Origin of the sequence: Carnobacterium maltaromaticum DSM 20342, from assembly GCF_000744945.1 — a bacterium.
Lineage (GTDB): Bacteria > Bacillota > Bacilli > Lactobacillales > Carnobacteriaceae > Carnobacterium > Carnobacterium maltaromaticum.
Genome location: NZ_JQMX01000001.1, coordinates 2,842,039 through 2,860,061 on the forward strand (window position 1 = coordinate 2,842,039; position 18,023 = coordinate 2,860,061).

Genomic DNA, 18,023 nt, shown 5'->3' on the forward strand with positions numbered 1-18,023 from the left:
TTGAAAAGTGGGTGAGGCATCTTTGAAGCAACTACATGTAAAAGAAACAAGAAGTGCTAGGCAATTGAGTTTAATTATGGTTTTGATTGTTTTATTTGCTGGATTAATACTTGTTTCGCTTTTAAGTTTGAAATACGGCACAGAAACAATTTCTTTAAAAACGATTGGCGAAAGTTTTACTCACTATGATGTGCAAGATAAACTCCACCAAACCGTTCGTTACTTACGGTTGCCTCGTTTATTGGGAACCCTTTTAGTCGGTGCTTTACTGGCTTTATCTGGTCAGTTGATGCAAGCCGTTACGCGTAATCCTTTAGCAGACCCTTCAATTTTAGGCGTGACTGGTGGAGCTAGTTTGGCAGTTGCAATCACATATGGTCTAGGTTTTAATTTGGGTAGTCCATTACGTTCGGTTGTTGCAATGCTAGGAAGTCTGTTGGCCATTGGATTGATTGTTAGTATGACTGGAAGCCGTAACAAGGGCATAAATCCAATTAAAATGGCTTTGGCTGGAACGGCGATGTCAGGCTTTTTTTCAAGTCTGTCTATTGCAATTGGTCTTCAAACGAAAACAAGTCGCAACTTAAGTTTTTGGTTAGCAGGTGGTTTTTCTGGAACGACCTTTCTTGATGTTCGGATATTATTGACTATTTTGTTTGTCTGTTTGCTAGTTACTTGGTGGATTAGTGTCGAAATCAACTTACTATCTTTAGGCGATGAAGTTGCTTCAAGTCTTGGTGGATCATTATTGAAAGCCCGTTATCTAGGTCTTTTAATTATGGTGGTTGCAACTGGAGCTAGTGTAGCCATTGCAGGGAATATTGGCTTTATTGGATTATGTATTCCACACATTGTGCGTTTAATTTTAGGTGATCGTTTTCAAGGGACCTTTTTTGTGACATGTTTAACAGGTGGATTATTATTGAGTCTAGCAGATTTAGTGGCGCGAACAATTAACCCACCTTTTGAAATTCCAATTGGTGCCATTACAGCAATCATTGGTGCACCTTTCTTTATCTTATTAGCTCGCAATTATAAAGGAGGGCGCTAAAAATGAATAAACATAAAGTTAAAACAAGTTTATTTGTCGGTGGTCTGCTTTTAATTAGCTTGATTTTAATTCAATTGAATTTAGGAGCGATTCGAATTAGTCCATTGGAGACTATCCAAACGCTAATGGGAAAGGGTTCTGCACGTAATCAATTAATTCTTTTTGAATTCCGTTTGCCACGAATTGTGATAGCTTTGCTTGTTGGTATGGGATTAGCGATTAGTGGCGCAATTCTACAGGGTATTACTCAAAATGATTTGGCAGACTCCAGTATCCTAGGCATTAATGCAGGAGCAGGACTAGGAGTAGTTTTATATTTATTTTTCAGTACAGGAAGTACGGCCAAACTAGGTGTACCGCAATTTTTATTTATCCCACTAGTCGCTTTAGGTGGTGCATTTTTTGCTGCAAGTTTAATTTATTTAGGAGCATGGAAAAAGGGCATTCATCAACTACGTTTGTTATTAGTTGGGATCGCTGTAACAGCGTTATTAAATGCGTTTATTTTAATTTTTCAATTGCAAATGGATGAATTTAATTTTGAAAAAGCAATGGTGTGGTTAAGTGGAAATTTATGGAATGTCAATTGGTCTTTTATTCTCATTATTGCCTGTTGGTTAGCCATATTACTCCCATTAGTTTATTGGTTTACGATGCGTTTAGATATTTTACGTTTAGGTGACCAAATTGGCCAAAGCTTAGGTTTGGAAGTGGAAAAGACAAAAGCTATTTTGTTATTTTTAGCTGTAGCATTGGCTGGGATTTCTGTTGCAGGTGGAGGTGGTATTGCGTTTGTCGGATTGTTAGCACCACATATTGCCAAAAGACTTGTTGGTGGGCGCAGTCAGTCCTATTTACCTGTTTCAGCAGTAGTCGGAATGATTTTAGTATTAGGAGCAGATATTGTTGGGAAAAATCTATTTGCACCAAATGAAGTCGCTGTAGGATTAGTTGTAGCGATTATCGCAACACCGTATTTTATCTGGTTAATGATGCGGACAGTTTAAAAATAGAAGAATGGAGTCGATAAAGAGATGAAAAACCAAAAGATTAAAGGTCTCGTGTTTATTTTAGGGGTACTAATCGTATTAACGGGTTGTGGTTCAAATACTTCGGATACAGAAAAAGCACAGGAAAAAGAGGCAACTGGAACGCATCTTTTCAAAGCTGCTAATGGCGAGATAGAAGTACCGAATAATCCCAAAAGAGTAGTTGTCCGAACTTATATGGGGCATGTTTTAGCACTAGATGTACCAGTTGTTGGAGCGACAGAGTGGGATTTAGCTTCACCTTTTATTGATAAAAAGGTGCTAGATAAAATTAAAGATGTTGGAGTTCCTATGAATGCGGAAGAAGTTTTAGCTTTAGAGCCTGACTTAATTATTACAGATACAGAAGATGAGGTCGCTAGCTTAGAGAAAATTGCGCCAACGGTTCTATTACCTTATGACACCGTGCGAAATATCAATGAATCTGTAGATCTTTTTGGCGAGTTATTAAATCGTAAAACTGAAGCTGAAGCTTGGAAAAAGTCATTTAAAGAAAATGCAGATAAAGAGCGAGCTCGTTTAGCGGAAGTTAATTTTCCAATGGATGCAACTGTAGGATTATATGAATTACAAGATAGTAAATTATTTGTTTTTGGCTCAAATTTTGGTCGTGGTGGCCAAGTTTTAACAACTGGTTTAGGCTTGAAACAACAAGACAATATTCAAAAAGTGAGTGATGGTGATGGCTGGAAGGAGCTTTCATTAGAAGCTTTGCCAGATTATGCTGCGGACTTTATGTTTTTTACTAGCTACACAGCTAATGGAACTGAAAGTGCTGAATTAACTGCTTTAAAGGCTAATCCAATCTGGAAAACAATTCCCGCTGTAGAGAAAAACCAAGTGATTGAGCTGCCTTTTGAAAAAATGTATTATTATGATCCAATTGCGATTCAAGCTCAGTTAAAGTTAATTACGGATAAATTGATTGAAACGCAAAAATAAAGGTAAAAAAAGACTCAACTTTATGAGTTCATTCTTCTAGAAAAAAGGAAATTTGAGACGGGAAAAATCCCCTATCAAATTTCTTTTTTTATTTATAGTCCTACAAATTAGTTAAAAAATAAAGTTCATATAGCTTTCTTTGAAGAAATGAAAAGAGATTAATCCAAGAACTATTCCGAGTAGTATCTTCAAAGAAATGAAATTCGGACGTTGCACTGAGTTCGTTGGAATCAGAGATGATAATATCCGCTTCATGACTACTTGAAACGAATTTAATTGATTTGGCACTAAAAAAATGATGGATTTCACTTTGAATAAAGGATCCTCCGACTATATCTCTGGAGTATTGCACGTACAGATAAAGAACTTTTTCTTTATGTATTTGAGACAATGTGACTAGAACCGAACTAACAAGTTCTGTTGTGAGATCAGTTATTAAATCAGGAGGCATTGAGTAAGTAGAAAAAGCATCATCTAAATCATTCTTAAATGTTTGACTATTGTCTGTGATAATTTGAATTTCGCTATCCAAATGATTGAGTTGAGTCATCATCGTGGGATTAAAGTGAGAATAAATCGAATAAGAATGAGTAAATACAGTATAGTACATAAATTCAAATAAGCTGTCATTGCTTTTTTTTATGTTATATTTTTTAAAAAAAGCGGGGATAAAACCTGAATAAAAGTTTGTAATTGGATTATTGAGTAATGTAAATTGCTCCCCGATGTTTAGCTTGTCTTGTTGTGTATCAATTGAGCTATTGATTGTTCGAATAATCAAGTTAAAGTGTTCGCGCTCATTTACTTCTTTTTCAGAACCAACGGCAAGTGGAAAAGTCGCTGGAAAGTGAGGAATATTTTTAGATACATCATGTTGTTTCATAAATATCTGGACAATTGAATATAGAGGTTCATCAAAGGGTTTGTTCAATTGATTATGCCTGACACGTTTATCAATGATTGCTAAAATAAATTCAATACGTGTTTTTGCGGATCGTGTACTGTGCTCTAATGGACCGGTATCAGCTTTAGAATAAGCCAACCTGACAGAATCTTGTGTGAGATGACTAAAGGGCCAGCTGATGTTTTGGTAGGAGGGTAAGAAAAGCCAAATGTACATAAAACGAATAGTTGACTCGGATCCGTGCAGCGAGAAAGATTGATTTTCAACAGATTTATTAATGGATATTGAAACGGTTTTTAAGATGGCTTTTAATTGCTTAATTAGTTTATAGCAATAGTTTTCAGAGATGATAAGAGCTTCACAAATCTGATAAATTGTCAGGGAATGAGACGAAAAAAAAAGCGCCAACAATTGAAATTGTGGTGAAATATTTAAGTAGTGCGACTGTAATTTAAATGAAAGGTGAGCAAATTTTTCTTGCGTTAAGGGAGTCAGATAATAATGGGACGAATCGGTTTGATTAATTTGAAAATAGCTCGTTTTTCCATTCTCTTTTAAGAGACTGTTCAAATCAGCAATATGTCTTCTAATCGTCGTTTTAGAGAACTTAAAAGTATCTGCTAGATAATTAATTTCAACTTGTTCGTGTCTTGAAATATAATTGAATAACTGTAATTTATTGAAGTCTTGTTTTTTTAAAAGAGCATAAAGCATCCGAATCAGTCCTTTTATAAGATTATTTAATAAGCTTGTTTTTTTTTAATGCTGTATATAATGGTTGATTTTAACATAGAATTATCAAAAGTCTATACTTAATTTTAATTCTAATAGTAAAGAAAGAACGATTATAAGAATCAGAAATGTTGTTATAATTGAGTGGTAGAAAGAGTATTGTACATAAAAATTAAATTAAATAATCGTTTTTTTACTAAAGTGGAGCAACTGGAACCATGTTAGGATAAAAAAACAAAAGTTAGTTACTGTATTATAAAAAAGGAATCTTATCGGATAGGAAAAACCTTCTTAATTATTTTTAGAAATAAGGGTATAAATCAACTGTTCTATTTTTGCTAGGAACTAAAAACGACTAAAGTTAGTTGGTTTGATTTTTTGAAAAAATAACTAAAAAGCTATTTAAAAGATTGTGGAGGGAAAACAGAATGATTGAAGAACATTGGATTGATTTAATTTGTTACAGTATTCATTTTACGAATAATAGTGGCTCTAGTTTTTGTCGCTCAATTGCGTTGCCGAATAACTTTCCTGAAGATAAAATCAGTACTTTTTTTAAGAACCATTTTGAAGGACATGATATTAAAATTATTGATATTTCTGAAATAAATGATGTGTGGTTATCTAAGCATGCCCATTCCCCTTTTATGAGACAACCTAGTGAATGCGATGAATTAAAATGGAATTTATAAATGTGACTAGTTTAAATAATGTAGACGTGGAGGAGTAAATAGTGAAACAAAATAGAAAACATAAATTTTTATTATTCATAGTTGTCTTATTTATGATAGTACCAAGTGTTAACGAACCTTTTAAAGTATTCGCCAATTCTAATGAGGAAGAATTGGACGTATCTTCAGTAGAGAACGTTACACAAAATGAAGCAAAGGAACTAGCTGTAAATTCAACAGAACAAATAGAATTATTACAAGAAAAAGCAACAATGGATGCGAGCATAGATTTACCAAATGTGCCAAATGACCAAGAAAATAGTGAAGAGCAAGCAGTTCAAACTCCTGATGCAAGTGAGTTAAAGCAATTAGAGATTCAGCAAGTAGAAATTGAGAAAGAACAAAAAAGCTCAGTTGAATCATTAGACTCTTGGATGCCAGATAAAAACTTACAGACTGCTGTCGCCAAAACCTTAAAAATAACTGTTTCAGAGCTAACCAAAGAGCAAATGCAAAGGTTAGGATCAGAAGCTTCAACTGGCCAAATTACCGCAAAAAATGTTGCAAGCTTGCAAGGGATGGAATATACAACAGGAGGAACAGGAATTGTTCTACAGACAACAAATGGAACAATTAATGATCTTTCACCTATCGAAAATGTCAGACTTTTGCAATTAATTATTACAAATAACGATGTCAGTAATCTGTCTCCTTTAAAAGGGCAAAGTTTAGGACTTCTTAGTGCGGAAAATAATAATATTTCAGATTTAAGTCAACTAAATTTTAGTAATATGAAAATTTTGGCTGTAGACGATAACCATATTTCAGACTTATCGATGGTGCCTAATTACGTAGGGATGGTTTTAGCTCGGAATCAAAAAATCGTTAACGCAGAAATTCCTAGAAATGAAAATATCAAGATTGATAGTGTGAAACATGTTTTAAACTACGATTTTTCTACTAAAAATTTCTCTAATATAAGCAATAACGGTCTGTTCATACCAAATGCTAGCCCCTATTTCGGCTCTATTACATGGGAGAACCTAGATCTATCAGTAAGCAGCATCCAGTATGAGTTTGACCGACAATATTCTTTTTCGACAGATTCAAGAAAAAACAATAAAGTTTATTATTCTGGTGTTGTTGTTCAGCCATTTTCCAATGAGATTAAAGCTGCTCCAGTTACAGTGAAGTACCTGGATGAAAAAGGCACTGAGCTTGCTTTGTCTGAATTATTGACTGGTAAAGTTGGAGAAGCTTATGAAGCAACTGAAAAAATAATTAATGGTTGGGTAATCAAGGAAATACATGGAGAGGCAAGAGGGGTTTATACAGAAGAAGCACAAGAAGTAGCCTATATTTATGAACGTGTGGAAGGCGCCCCAGTTACAACCTACTATCAAGATGAAGAAGGCAATGAATTAGCAGCGCCAGAATTATTGACTGGTAAAGTCGGAGAGCCATATGAAACAAATGGAAAGCAAGTTAATGGCTGGGAAATTATAGACATACCGGGAAATGCTAATGGGGTCTATACAGAAGAAGCACAAGAAGTAGTCTACCTTTATGAACGAAAGAAAGCTGCTCCAATTACAGTCAAGTATCAAGATATTGATGGGAATATAGTTGAGCCAACAATTAAATTAGCTGGAGATATTGGAGAGCCTTACACAGTAGAAAAGAAAGAAATTGAAGGATATTCCATTAAAGAAGTGATAGGTAATCCAGTCGGAGTCTTTAGTGAAGAAGAACAAGAAATCCTATTTATTTATAAAAAAATCCAAGAACAATCTGCAAATATAGTTGTCCGATATCAAGATAATCGGGGAAATAAAATTGAAGAGGATACGATAGTAGAAGGACTTATTGGAGAAGTCTATAATATCGAATCGAAGGCAATTGATGGCTATACATTTAAAGAAGCAAAAGGAGATGTTTCTGGACTGTTCTCAAAGGATAAACAAGAAGTCACTTTTATTTATGTAAAGGATAATGCCAATTTAGCTCTCACGCCAACGTATCCTGCTAAATTAGTAACTAAAAATAGTCTTATTCCTAGCTTAGATAAAGGAATGAATAATAAAACAACATTTCCTGCCACAGGGACGAAAAAAAATAATTCCTTCATGATTGGATTCATTATGTTAGCTGGAACTATCCTAATTTATTACCGAAAAAAATACACAAAAATGAAATAAAAGCCAAGTAACTAGTTAGTTTCATATAGAAATGGAGATTAAACAATGCGCAAGAAAATATCAATTTTATTAATAATAGTATGTGTACTTCCACTTATAAATTTAAAACTAGTAATTGCAGAAACAACATCTAAACTAGTAGGAATTGAATTAAAGTACCCAGAGAATCAAGATTTTATAGTAGCAACAGCAGACACCGTTGATGTAGTAATGAATTTGGAACTGAAGGCAATGAAAAAAGGGGAAACGACACTGATTGAATTCTCTAATAAAGCTTTTAACTATTCATTAGAGAGCTTTGAAATTTCTGGAAATTATAAAGTCGTGCCTAATGAATTGGGTATAGAAATAATTGCATTAAAAGATGTTCCTGCTAATACAAGTAAAATTACGATACCGATGAGATATAGCACTAATGTGGAATATAACCAAAACCAAAAAATTGATTTCAGTCTAGATGGCAGTAGTATCTCAGTTGATATTATGGTGAATAAATATAAATCTTTTGTTGATGAATCAGAGTTAATAAAAAAAGTAGCATATGGCATAAATGCAAAAGGAAATGCTGTTTGGGGAGTCTTTTTAAACTATAATGAAAAGCCATTAACTGGAACTAAAGATATTCCTTTTGTGCTAGGTGATATAGTTGGTGAAGGTCATGAATTAATAGCCAATACAATTGCTGTGTACAATGTGAACAAACCAATCAATGAAGATGGCAGTCGAAATTTAAATAATGATGGTTACAATTATGATATATCTGCATTATTACAACAAAAATCAACAATAACTGCAAATGGATTCACATACACAGATGATGATTTTAATGGTTTTCCAAAATTAGATGGATTAAAAGAAAAGAACACCAAAGCTTACTATATTATATATGAAACAAAAGTGGTAGACTCTGATCAAGAGTGGTTGAAAAATGATGTGTATTTAGAAGGAATTATAGCTGAACCAGGAAATGGTGGGGATCCACTTCCGTTTACTGAAAACTCCAGTGCCAGTATATCAACTATATCTTCAGGCGGAGGTGGAACTGAAGTAGGTTCCATTGAATTTATAAAAGTAGATAGTGAAACAAAAGCGCCATTAGCTAATGCGGAATTTGTTATTAAAGATGGAGAAGGCAACATTGTTCAAACTATCCTCACTAATGAAGATGGCAAAGGAACAGCTCTAGATTTATTGTATGGAAGTTATACATTAGAAGAAACCAAAGCGCCAATAGGTTATACGCTAGATGAAACACCCTATCCATTTGAAATTAATGATTCTGAAAAAGTCATTAATTTAGGTGAAGTAACGAATCAAAAAATAATGCTTCCAGCACCAACAGGCTCCATTGAATTTTTAAAAGTAGATAGTGAAACAAAAGCGCCATTAGCCAATGCGGAATTTGTTATTAAAGATGGAGAAGGCAACATTGTTCAAACTATCCTAACTAATGAAGATGGTAAAGGAACAGCTCTAGATTTATTGTATGGAAGCTATACTTTAGAAGAAACCAAAGCACCAATAGGTTATACGCTAGATGAAACACCCTATCCGTTTGAAATTAATGATTCTGAAAAAGCCATTAATTTAGGTGAAGTAACGAATCAAAAAATAATGCTTCCAGCACCAACAGGCTCTATTGAATTTATAAAAGTAGATAGTGAAACAAAAAGTCTAGATGGATTAACAATAAAAAACACCAAGACAACTAATTTACAAATGAATTTACCTCAATCGGGAGAAAATAACAAAGTTGGACAACGTATAAAAATTGTAGGTTTGCTACTAGTTTTTATTTCAATCTATCTATATGTAAGCAGATTGAAAAAGAGAGTTAATTTAAAATACTAGAAATAGTTTTATATGTAAGAAAGCCCTCTGTTAATTTCAGAGGCTTTTTTATTTATGTAATAAGCCCTGATTATGATTTTTCTAGGATAAGGAAGCCCACAGGTTTTTAATGCAAGGTGGATAAGCCAATGATTGATTCTGATGAAGTCAACTTTTTAATGATGAAAATTAGTTTGAATATAAAAGCTGTCATAACCTCTAATATTAAAGAGATATGACAGCTTTATTTAGAAATATTTTTTAGTTTGCTAGATTATAAACCTAGTAGGGAGAGTATATCGTCCTCCTGCATTTTAAGGTGCATCCCGAAGAGACCAAGTAATAGCAGCAACATAATTTCCAGCAAGGTTGCCTGATGGGACATAAAGACTAGGCCCACCATATCGGTGGAAATTCCCATTTTTATCCATAAGCCAAGGATAGCTTATTCCTCGATCATCAGTATCAAAGAAAATTATCCAAGACCCAAGACCTGTATCTGGTTCAGCGACTAAAATAGGCAATTCAACATTAGATGTATCAAAAACAGCTTCTTTTGAAATGGGAGCTGCCTCTTCTTCTTCAGAGAACCTATCTGAGTATACTGCGCTAACTGGAAACGAGAAAATAGCCCCTTTTAATTTTTTTTCACCATCACTAAAGTCAGAGATAGAGGCTGTTAATGTCCAACCAGCTCCTGTTCCTCGAACATCGGTTACTTGTGCAGCTAACGTGTAACCCCGATCTAATAGTCCAGTATCTATAGGGGGGGTCTCTCCATTAACTTCATCTCGGGCAACAATGGCATAGACTTCTTTTCCATAAGAAGAAAGGGTAATCTCGGAAAATTTAAAACCTGTAACGGCATCAATTGTTAGGGATCCGATATGTTTTGTAGGGTGCCATATGTCTAGCAGTAATTCATGCGGCTCAGTAGGTTCTCCAGGTGTCAAACCAACCGAAGATTTAGACGTATTGTTTTGTGGTGGTAAAGTTTCACTTGGAGTAGTGTCATCTGCTTGTACAGAAAGTGTCGGAAGTGCTAAAATTCCAACTCCTATTATTAAAATGAATTTTTTTATTGGCATCATAACGTCCTCCTAAATTTTAAGGTGCATCCCGAAGAGACCAAGTAATAGCAGCAACATAATTTCCAGCGAGATTACCTTGAGGAACATAGAGACTAGGTCCACCATAGCGATGGAAATTCCCATTTTTATCCATATGCCATGGGTAGTTTATTCCTCGGTCGTCAGAACCGAAATGAATTAACCAAGAACCAAGTCCAGTATCAGCTTCAGCAACTAAAATAGGTAGCTCAACATTAGGTGTATCAAAAATGGCTTCTTTAGAAGTAGGGGGAGCATCTTCTTCGTCGGAGAACCTATCTGAGTATACGGAACTAACTGGAAAAGAAAAAATAGCACCCTTTAATATTTTTTCACCAGCAGTAAATTTAGAAACAGAAGCTGTTAATGTCCAGCCCGCGCCGGTTCCTCTAACATCAGTTACTTGTGCACCTAAAGTGTATCCTCTGTCACCTAGACCAGTATCTATCGGAGGCTTCTCCCCATTAATTTTATCGCGTGCAACAATAGCGTAGGCTTCTTCCCCATACGAGGAGAGCGTAATATCAGAAAAATAGAAACCTGTCACAGCATCTAGTGTTAGGGATCCGACATGTTTTGTAGGGTGCCAGATGTTCAGTAATAATTCATGCGGCTCATTAGGTTCTCCAGGTGTCAAACCTACTGAAGATTTAGACGTATTGGTTTGTGGTGGCAAAGTTTCACTTGAAGTAGTGTCATCTGCCTGTACAGAAAGTGTCGGAAGAACTAAAAGTCCAACTCCCATTATTAAAATAAATTTTTGTATTGGTATCATAATTGTTCTCCTATTCTACAGTGATTGTTATACTATCCTCTATTTTACTCCACCAATGGAGATTGTATGTGTTGTAAAGTACAGTCTCACCTGAAGATAAGGCTTCTAATTCGCCTGTTTTCTCATTGATAGTTGCTACTTTTGGTTTACTGCTTTTCCATGTGCTAGCAAAATAGAAGGAATTATTGCTAGTGTAGAAAGGATCTTGTATATTGCTATCAATCACAGAGCCTTTAAATTGGTCTTTTTCGCCTATTTTGAAGTTTGTTTTTAATGTTTCTTTGGTTTCCCCACCAGAATTAGCCCAAGTTAATTTTCCGTAGTCAAAATTGCTAGTTTTATCAAATAAAATCGAATAGCTCGTTCCTACGGTTGTTTTGCCCCAATCACCAAGTGGATTATTCATGCCCAACATACTTGGGAAAACACTTATTTCAACGAGGTCGCCTTTTTTCAATTGTTGCGTAAAGAATTGATTAGCAACAGCTATATAACGTGATTTGCCATTTGTCATAAAATCAGTTCCAATCAAGTCCTGCGTTTGATCTGGTTTCATTCCATAGCCATGAACCGTATAGGAGCCATCTTCTGGAATAAGATAAGTAAAGACATCTCCTCGATTATACCAAGCATTTTCAGGAACATATTCATCTCGATCAATGTCAATCATGCAGACCATCGGCTCTCCTATAGTTAAGCGGGTACTTGTTTCTGTGGTACAACCGTGATCATCTGTAATAATAGAAAGTTCATCAAAAATATCAGGGTTTTGTTTAGAGCTAACTCGAATTGTTGTTCTACCATGAGCTTTTGCTGTGACTGTGCCAAATTGATCGACTTCAGCAATGTCAGGGTCATTACTACTCCAAACTAACTCTTTCTTTTTCACAGACTCGGGCATAATGGTCGTATCTAATTGTAAAGGCTTATTTTGATAAACAAGCTTAGGCTCTATTTTATCGTTAATGATGATGGATGAAACTGTATTTTCTTCATTAGGACTGTCATCAGTTCCAGCTGTGATATACAAATTATAGTTTTTAATCCAATACTCGCCTTTAGATGTATTTCTCCAACGGTTATTATTCAGACTAACTAATGTATCGCCAGCTTGAAGAACAGGAGCGCGATCTTCTTGGTCTTCTTTTTTGACCGCTTGAGCAGTAAAATTCTGTAAATCTAAATCATCAGGATAGGTGAGTTCAATAATAATACTATAGCTTTCATTAGCAGGAAGTGTTCTTTCTTTTGTAGGAATATTTCTCATCCCAGCTTCTTCTTGTTTACCTTCAGCAATTAAATCAGTGAAAATAGTAGGATTAAAACTTTCTGATTCAAGTTTTCGATTTAGGTAATAAATTTTATAGTTAATATTATTTTGAACGGTAAGGAAAGCGACATTCTTTAAAAGTTCTGCGGTACTTTTAGTTTGAAAATTAGCAGCTAAATATATAGTATTACTCGTGTTTCTTTCTTGTTCTATCTGGCCCCAAGCATCACTAGTTGAATTAACATAACCTCGGATGTGATCAGTTGGTTCTGCAGTAGTAACACTATAAAATGCCCCTGTAGTCACAAAAATATCATCATAGCTTACGTAAAAATAGCCTTGATCTCCAGAAGAGGTTCCCCATGAATTTTTCACAATAAAGGCGCCCTCTTGCTCTGGTTGAATAGCAAAATTTGTTTTGCTAAAGGTATTGTCCCAACCAACAATCGTTACGGTATGATCAATGGCTGGTCGCCCAAAAGCTGGATAATTTGGAATCTTATTAAACTCAGCATTAGGAACATAACTTGCCTTCGTTGTATTATTATAATATTTTTTAAAGCTTGAGTGAGATATGGTTTCAGAATTGTAATTATACGTAACGGCTCCACTTTCTTGAATAAATTGTTTGATTTTTTCAATCTTTAATTTTCGTTCTGAATCTGCTATTTTGTAGGAATTAAACGGAATTTGTTTGATTTCATTGATAGCCACATCCGTTTTATTCGCTTCAAGTCCATCAAATTTTTCTTTTAATAGTGGTTGGTTTTGGCTAACCACACTAGGCATTGCAAAATCAATCTCTGCTGTACCACGGTTGCCTAATATATTTTGGAAAAGAGGGTAATTATGAAAACCGCCATTGTTTAATTTTCTGTTTGTTATTGCATCTTTTGTTTTATTTAAGATGATTGTATTTGGATTGAATCCGTCTGAAAATGCATTTTCAGCAGAATAAAAATTATAAAAGTTTGGTGATAAGATTTGTTGCGTTCCAGTTTGTTTTTTGTAGTTAGCCGTGATAATATCGGTACTTGAATAAGCCCAACACAAGTCTCCAACTTGGTTTCGGACAGGTATTTCCTGATTAGTACCTCGTGGATCAAGTTTATCAGGCAAACTTAATCGTTTTTTAGGTCCCAATTTAGATTGTGGAACATTAGGTTCATTGCTATTCAATGAGCCTTTTGAATCCTCACTATCTATTGGCCGGATGAGAATTGGTTCAGGTGGAGTTTCGGATTCTGCAAAAACGTGTAAACTTGTTCCACATAAAAAGTACGTGCTAAGTAGTAAACCAACCATTATTTTTTTCATTTTTTAATCTCCTCCAAAAATTATTTTTCAACATTTAATTAAATGTTAGTTCTATCATACTATGTTATAAATATGTTGTATATGCGTATTATTTTTAAATCTATTTTAAATAACAACTCCTTGTTGTAAGGGGTTGCTATTTTTTTGGAAATAGTAAGTATAAATAATTTTATAGCGAGTATGACAGCGGTATAACTAGCACTTAAGTAAGTCAAATGAACTAAATCTAAACGATAAAGTAATGTTTGTTTTTTATAGAATAACACTTAAAAAATAAAATGTTTTTTTATTTAATTTAAAAGAAGTAGATTCTTAGAGTAATAGTCCAAACAATAAATTAATGGGAATATTATTAATGTAAATAATAAAAGAGCAACAAAATCAAGAGGTAATCCTTGATTTTGTTGCTCTTTTAGTTACCAATCAAAAAGTAATCCATAAGGCAAAGCTAGCATTTCGCGAGCATAGCTTTTAAAAGTCGCTGAGCTTTTTGAAACAGCAGGCAATCCACTGGCATAGACATTTTCACGTCTAGCTAACATCAAGCCACGATACATATGAAAATCACTTGTGACGATTACGGTTTTTCCTAAATCAGTTAATTTTTTTGCATTGCTAATATTTTCTTCCGTTCGGCTAGATTGACTTTCTTTGATAATTCGTTGAGAGTCAATTCCTTGCTCCAGGAGGTAACGAGCCATTACATTTGCTTCCGTGTCCGTTTCATCAGGGCCTTGTCCGCCTGTAACAACCACTTTTGTTTGTGGGTTTTCAAGTAGATAGGGAACTGCTGCATCCAATCTTTCCTTTAAAATAGCACTAGGAACTGCTGGATTCCCACGGACTTGAGCCCCTAAAATAATCATGGTATCTGCATTTTTTTTTGGAGTTTGCTGGGTACCCGAGTAAATCAGCCCGCCTATTATAAGCAAGAAAATTAAACCTAACCCAAGCAAAGTAATCAGTAAACGTTTTAGTAGTTTCATTATCATCCGTCATTTCTATAAGATAGTTTCCTTTATTATAACCTTAGATATATAAGAAAAGTATAAGAAAGTCTGATTTTTTTGTCTAAAGTCGAAAATTTCACGAACTAAAGTGGGCAGTGGAAAGTATGCCTAAAGAATCAAATGAATAGTCCATTAAAATTTGTGAAAAGATGCTCAAATTGTTGAATTTTTCTACTGAAAGGGTTAAAATAAGTAGGTTCATGCAAAAGCTATTTTGCACATAAAATGATTTCTTCACGTAAAATTAAAAATTCAAGTAGTATAAGAAAAGAGGAGCAACGATGAGAAGACAGAAAACAATGGATGGCAATACAGCAGCTGCCTATATTTCCTATGCTTTTACTGAAGTAGCTGCAATTTACCCCATTACCCCCAGTTCAACAATGGCTGAATTAGTTGATCAATGGGCATCGGATGGCAAGAAAAATTTATTTGGACAAGAAGTAAAAATTGTTGAAATGCAATCAGAGGCGGGAGCTGCAGGCGTTGTTCATGGCTCGCTAAAAACGGGAACCATGACAACCACATACACTGCTTCACAAGGATTATTATTAATGATTCCAAATATGTATAAGATTGCAGGAGAGTTATTGCCAACGGTATTTCATGTAGCAAGTCGTGCAGTGACGACTAATGCATTGAACATTTTTGGTGACCATGGAGATGTCATGGCGGCTCGTCAAACGGGCTTTGCCATGTTAGCTGAAGGTAGTGTTCAAGAAGTTATGGACTTATCAGCAGTCGCTCATTTATCAACTTTAACAAGTTCTTTGCCTTTTATGAACTTTTTCGATGGGTTTAGGACAAGTCATGAAATTCAAAAAATTGACGTATTAGAATACGATGAATTAAAAGGTCTTATGGATAAAGACGCTCTGACCGCTTTTAGACATAATGGGATGAACCCAAATCATCCAACGGTCTCTGGGACCAATCAAAATCCTGATATTCATTTCCAACAAAGAGAAACGATTAATAGTCATTATGACCGCTTACCTGAAATTGTTGAAAAATATATGCATGAAATCAACCAACTACGTGGAACTGATTATGAGTTAGTTAATTATTATGGAGCAGCTGATGCGACAGATATTTTAATTGCTATGGGCTCTGTCACACCAGTCATTGAGCAAACCATTGATTATTTAAGACAAAGTGGAAAAAAAGTCGGTTTATTAAATATTCGCTTATATCGACCTTTCCCGGTTGAGCATTTTCTAAAGGCTGTACCGGAAACAGTTGAACGAGTTGCTGTTTTAGATCGAACAAAAGAGCCTGGTGCAGGTGGAGAGCCATTACTTTTAGATGTGCAAAGTGCTTTCTATGATTCAAAATTCCGACCAACTATTATTGGAGGACGTTATGGATTAGGGTCTAAAGATGTGACACCTGCTGATATTTTAGGGATTTTTGATCATTTAGCTACTGAAACAGAATTAAAAAGTCGATTTACAATTGGAATTGAAGATGATGTGACTTATTTATCTCTGCCAAAAGGGGAAGAAGTTGATTTAACATCTGCTGGTACGTATCAAGCAAAATTCTGGGGTTTTGGTAGTGATGGAACTGTTGGAGCTAATAAATCAGCGATTAAATTAATTGGGGATCATACAGATAAATATGTACAAGGTTATTTTTCCTATGATTCGAAAAAATCGGGCGGCTTGACGGTATCTCATTTACGTTTTGGTGATAATCCAATAAAATCAACCTTTTTAATTGAGCAAGCTGATTTTATTGCTTGCCACACAGCGGCTTATTTATCTAAATATGATTTAGTTAAAGGTTTAAAAAAAGGTGGAACGTTCCTCTTAAATACAGTTTGGGATGATGAAAAATTAGCACAAATGCTCCCATACAAATTAAAGAAATATCTAGCTGAAAATGAGATTAAATTTTATACGATTAATGCGGTACAGTTAGCCAATCAAATTGGTTTGGGACGACGGATTAATACCATTATGCAAACAGCCTTTTTTAAGGTTACCTCTATTATGCCGATTGCGGAAGTTGTAGAGTTGTTAAAAGCGGACGCAATGAAAACCTATGGACGTAAATCGCAAGAGATCGCTGAAAAAAATTGCCAAGCCATTGAAATGGCTGCAGAAATGGTCCATCAAGTTGAAGTGCCAAATACATGGTTAACAGAGCCTGAAATAAGTGAAGAACGAGATACCAACCACTTACCAAAATTTGTTTTTAATATTTTAGAACCGATGAATCGTCAAGAAGGCGATTCGTTAAGCGTTGGAACCCTAATAGAACATGGCATGACTAGTGGAGAAATTCCAGTTGGAATGGCAGCTTATGAAAAACGTGGTGTTGCTTTAGAAGTACCGGAATGGATTCCTGAAAACTGTACGATGTGTAATGAGTGTGCGTTTGTTTGTCCCCATGCGGCAATTCGCCCATTCTTAGCGGATGAAGATGAAATGGAAGAGGCACCAGCTGGTTATATTGTTCGAGATATTCGTGGAGCTGACGGATTACAATATCGTATTCAAGTTGCAGTTGATGATTGTACGGGTTGTGGTTTATGTGTAGCAGCTTGTCCAGCTAAGGAAAAAGCGATAAAAATGCGTCCTTATGAAGAACAAAAAGAACAAGCTGTTAATTGGGCTTTCTCAATGACTTTAAAAGCTAAGAAAAATCCATTTAAGAAAAATACAGTTCGTGGCTCACAGTTTGAACAACCTTTAGTTGAATTTTCTGGAGCATGCTCTGGTTGTGGGGAAACACCATATGTTAAACTTTTAACTCAGCTATTTGGCGATCGAATGATGGTGGCGAATGCTACAGGATGCTCTTCTATCTGGGGCGGTTCAAGTCCAGCAACTCCTTATACAACGAATAGTGCAGGCTGCGGTCCAGCTTGGTCAAATTCATTATTAGAAGACAATGCCGAATTTGGTTTTGGTATGCATTTAGCTCATCAAACACGACGTGAAGGGATTGCGTTAAAAATGGGGCAAGCTATTGAAACTGGAACGATTAGTAGTGAACTTGAAGAAGCCTTTACTGAATGGTTGACGGGAATCAATGAAAGTGATGGCACCCAAGAAAGGGCAGCTAACTTAAAATTCTCATTAATCCAAGAAAAAACAGGAAATCCGATATTTAGAAGCAATCTATGAAGAAAAGGATCTCTTTGTTAAACCTAGTCAA

Annotated in this window: 12 protein-coding genes; 7 read left to right on the forward strand and 5 right to left on the reverse strand. The window is 35.1% G+C overall.

Going from position 1 to position 18,023, the window contains the following annotated elements; genetic code table 11:
* The first annotated feature begins 22 nt into the window (after positions 1-22).
* The 3 genes from BR77_RS13325 to BR77_RS13335 are packed head-to-tail and all read left to right on the forward strand — an operon-like array spanning position 23 to position 3,042.
* A complete protein-coding gene (locus BR77_RS13325; protein WP_015077522.1) occupies positions 23-1,051 on the forward strand; it encodes a FecCD family ABC transporter permease in 1,029 nt (342 codons plus the stop codon).
* Positions 1,052-1,053: 2 nt separating this feature from the next.
* The gene (locus BR77_RS13330; protein WP_015077521.1) at positions 1,054-2,058 is read left to right on the forward strand and encodes a FecCD family ABC transporter permease; all 1,005 of its coding nucleotides are present in this window, start codon (positions 1,054-1,056) and stop codon (positions 2,056-2,058) included.
* 27 nt (positions 2,059-2,085) lie between these two features.
* Positions 2,086-3,042, forward strand: coding sequence for an ABC transporter substrate-binding protein (locus BR77_RS13335; RefSeq protein ID WP_015077520.1), 957 nt, complete (start codon positions 2,086-2,088; stop codon positions 3,040-3,042).
* A 100-nt stretch (positions 3,043-3,142) separates the two neighbouring features.
* Here the strand turns inward: BR77_RS13335 and BR77_RS13340 are convergent, their stop codons facing one another.
* Complete coding sequence (locus tag BR77_RS13340; RefSeq protein ID WP_015077519.1) at positions 3,143-4,660, reverse strand: helix-turn-helix domain-containing protein; 1,518 nt, start codon at positions 4,658-4,660, stop codon at positions 3,143-3,145.
* A 446-nt stretch (positions 4,661-5,106) separates the two neighbouring features.
* Between BR77_RS13340 and BR77_RS13345 the strand changes: the two genes are divergently transcribed.
* From BR77_RS13345 to BR77_RS13355, 3 genes are read left to right on the forward strand one after another with little or no spacing between them, the layout of a single operon-like run.
* Positions 5,107-5,370: a hypothetical protein gene (locus tag BR77_RS13345; protein WP_015077518.1), complete on the forward strand. Its 264-nt coding sequence runs from the start codon at positions 5,107-5,109 to the stop codon at positions 5,368-5,370.
* 41 nt (positions 5,371-5,411) lie between these two features.
* Positions 5,412-7,547, forward strand: a complete 2,136-nt coding sequence (locus BR77_RS13350; RefSeq protein ID WP_016356640.1) for a MucBP domain-containing protein — start codon at positions 5,412-5,414, stop codon at positions 7,545-7,547.
* A gap of 45 nt (positions 7,548-7,592) precedes the next feature.
* On the forward strand, positions 7,593-9,398 hold the full coding sequence (locus BR77_RS13355; RefSeq protein ID WP_035065338.1) for an MSCRAMM family protein: 1,806 nt from the start codon (positions 7,593-7,595) through the stop codon (positions 9,396-9,398).
* 293 nt (positions 9,399-9,691) lie between these two features.
* Here the strand turns inward: BR77_RS13355 and BR77_RS13360 are convergent, their stop codons facing one another.
* The 4 genes from BR77_RS13360 to BR77_RS13375 form a co-directional block, all read right to left on the reverse strand.
* Positions 9,692-10,468, reverse strand: coding sequence for a WxL domain-containing protein (locus tag BR77_RS13360; protein WP_016356639.1), 777 nt, complete (start codon positions 10,466-10,468; stop codon positions 9,692-9,694).
* A 16-nt stretch (positions 10,469-10,484) separates the two neighbouring features.
* On the reverse strand, positions 10,485-11,261 hold the full coding sequence (locus BR77_RS13365; protein ID WP_015077513.1) for a WxL domain-containing protein: 777 nt from the start codon (positions 11,259-11,261) through the stop codon (positions 10,485-10,487).
* A 10-nt stretch (positions 11,262-11,271) separates the two neighbouring features.
* Entirely contained in the window at positions 11,272-13,848 is a 2,577-nt protein-coding gene (locus BR77_RS13370) for an Ig-like domain-containing protein (protein ID WP_015077512.1), read from the reverse strand.
* Between the two features lie 416 nt (positions 13,849-14,264).
* Complete coding sequence (locus tag BR77_RS13375; RefSeq protein WP_015077511.1) at positions 14,265-14,834, reverse strand: YdcF family protein; 570 nt, start codon at positions 14,832-14,834, stop codon at positions 14,265-14,267.
* Positions 14,835-15,139: 305 nt separating this feature from the next.
* Here BR77_RS13375 and nifJ point away from each other — a divergent pair, with 305 nt between their 5' ends.
* Positions 15,140-17,992 carry a pyruvate:ferredoxin (flavodoxin) oxidoreductase gene (gene nifJ, locus BR77_RS13380; protein WP_420919917.1) on the forward strand — a complete coding sequence of 951 codons (2,853 nt, stop codon included), beginning with the start codon at positions 15,140-15,142 and terminating at the stop codon, positions 17,990-17,992.
* The last annotated feature ends 31 nt before the right edge of the window (positions 17,993-18,023 follow it).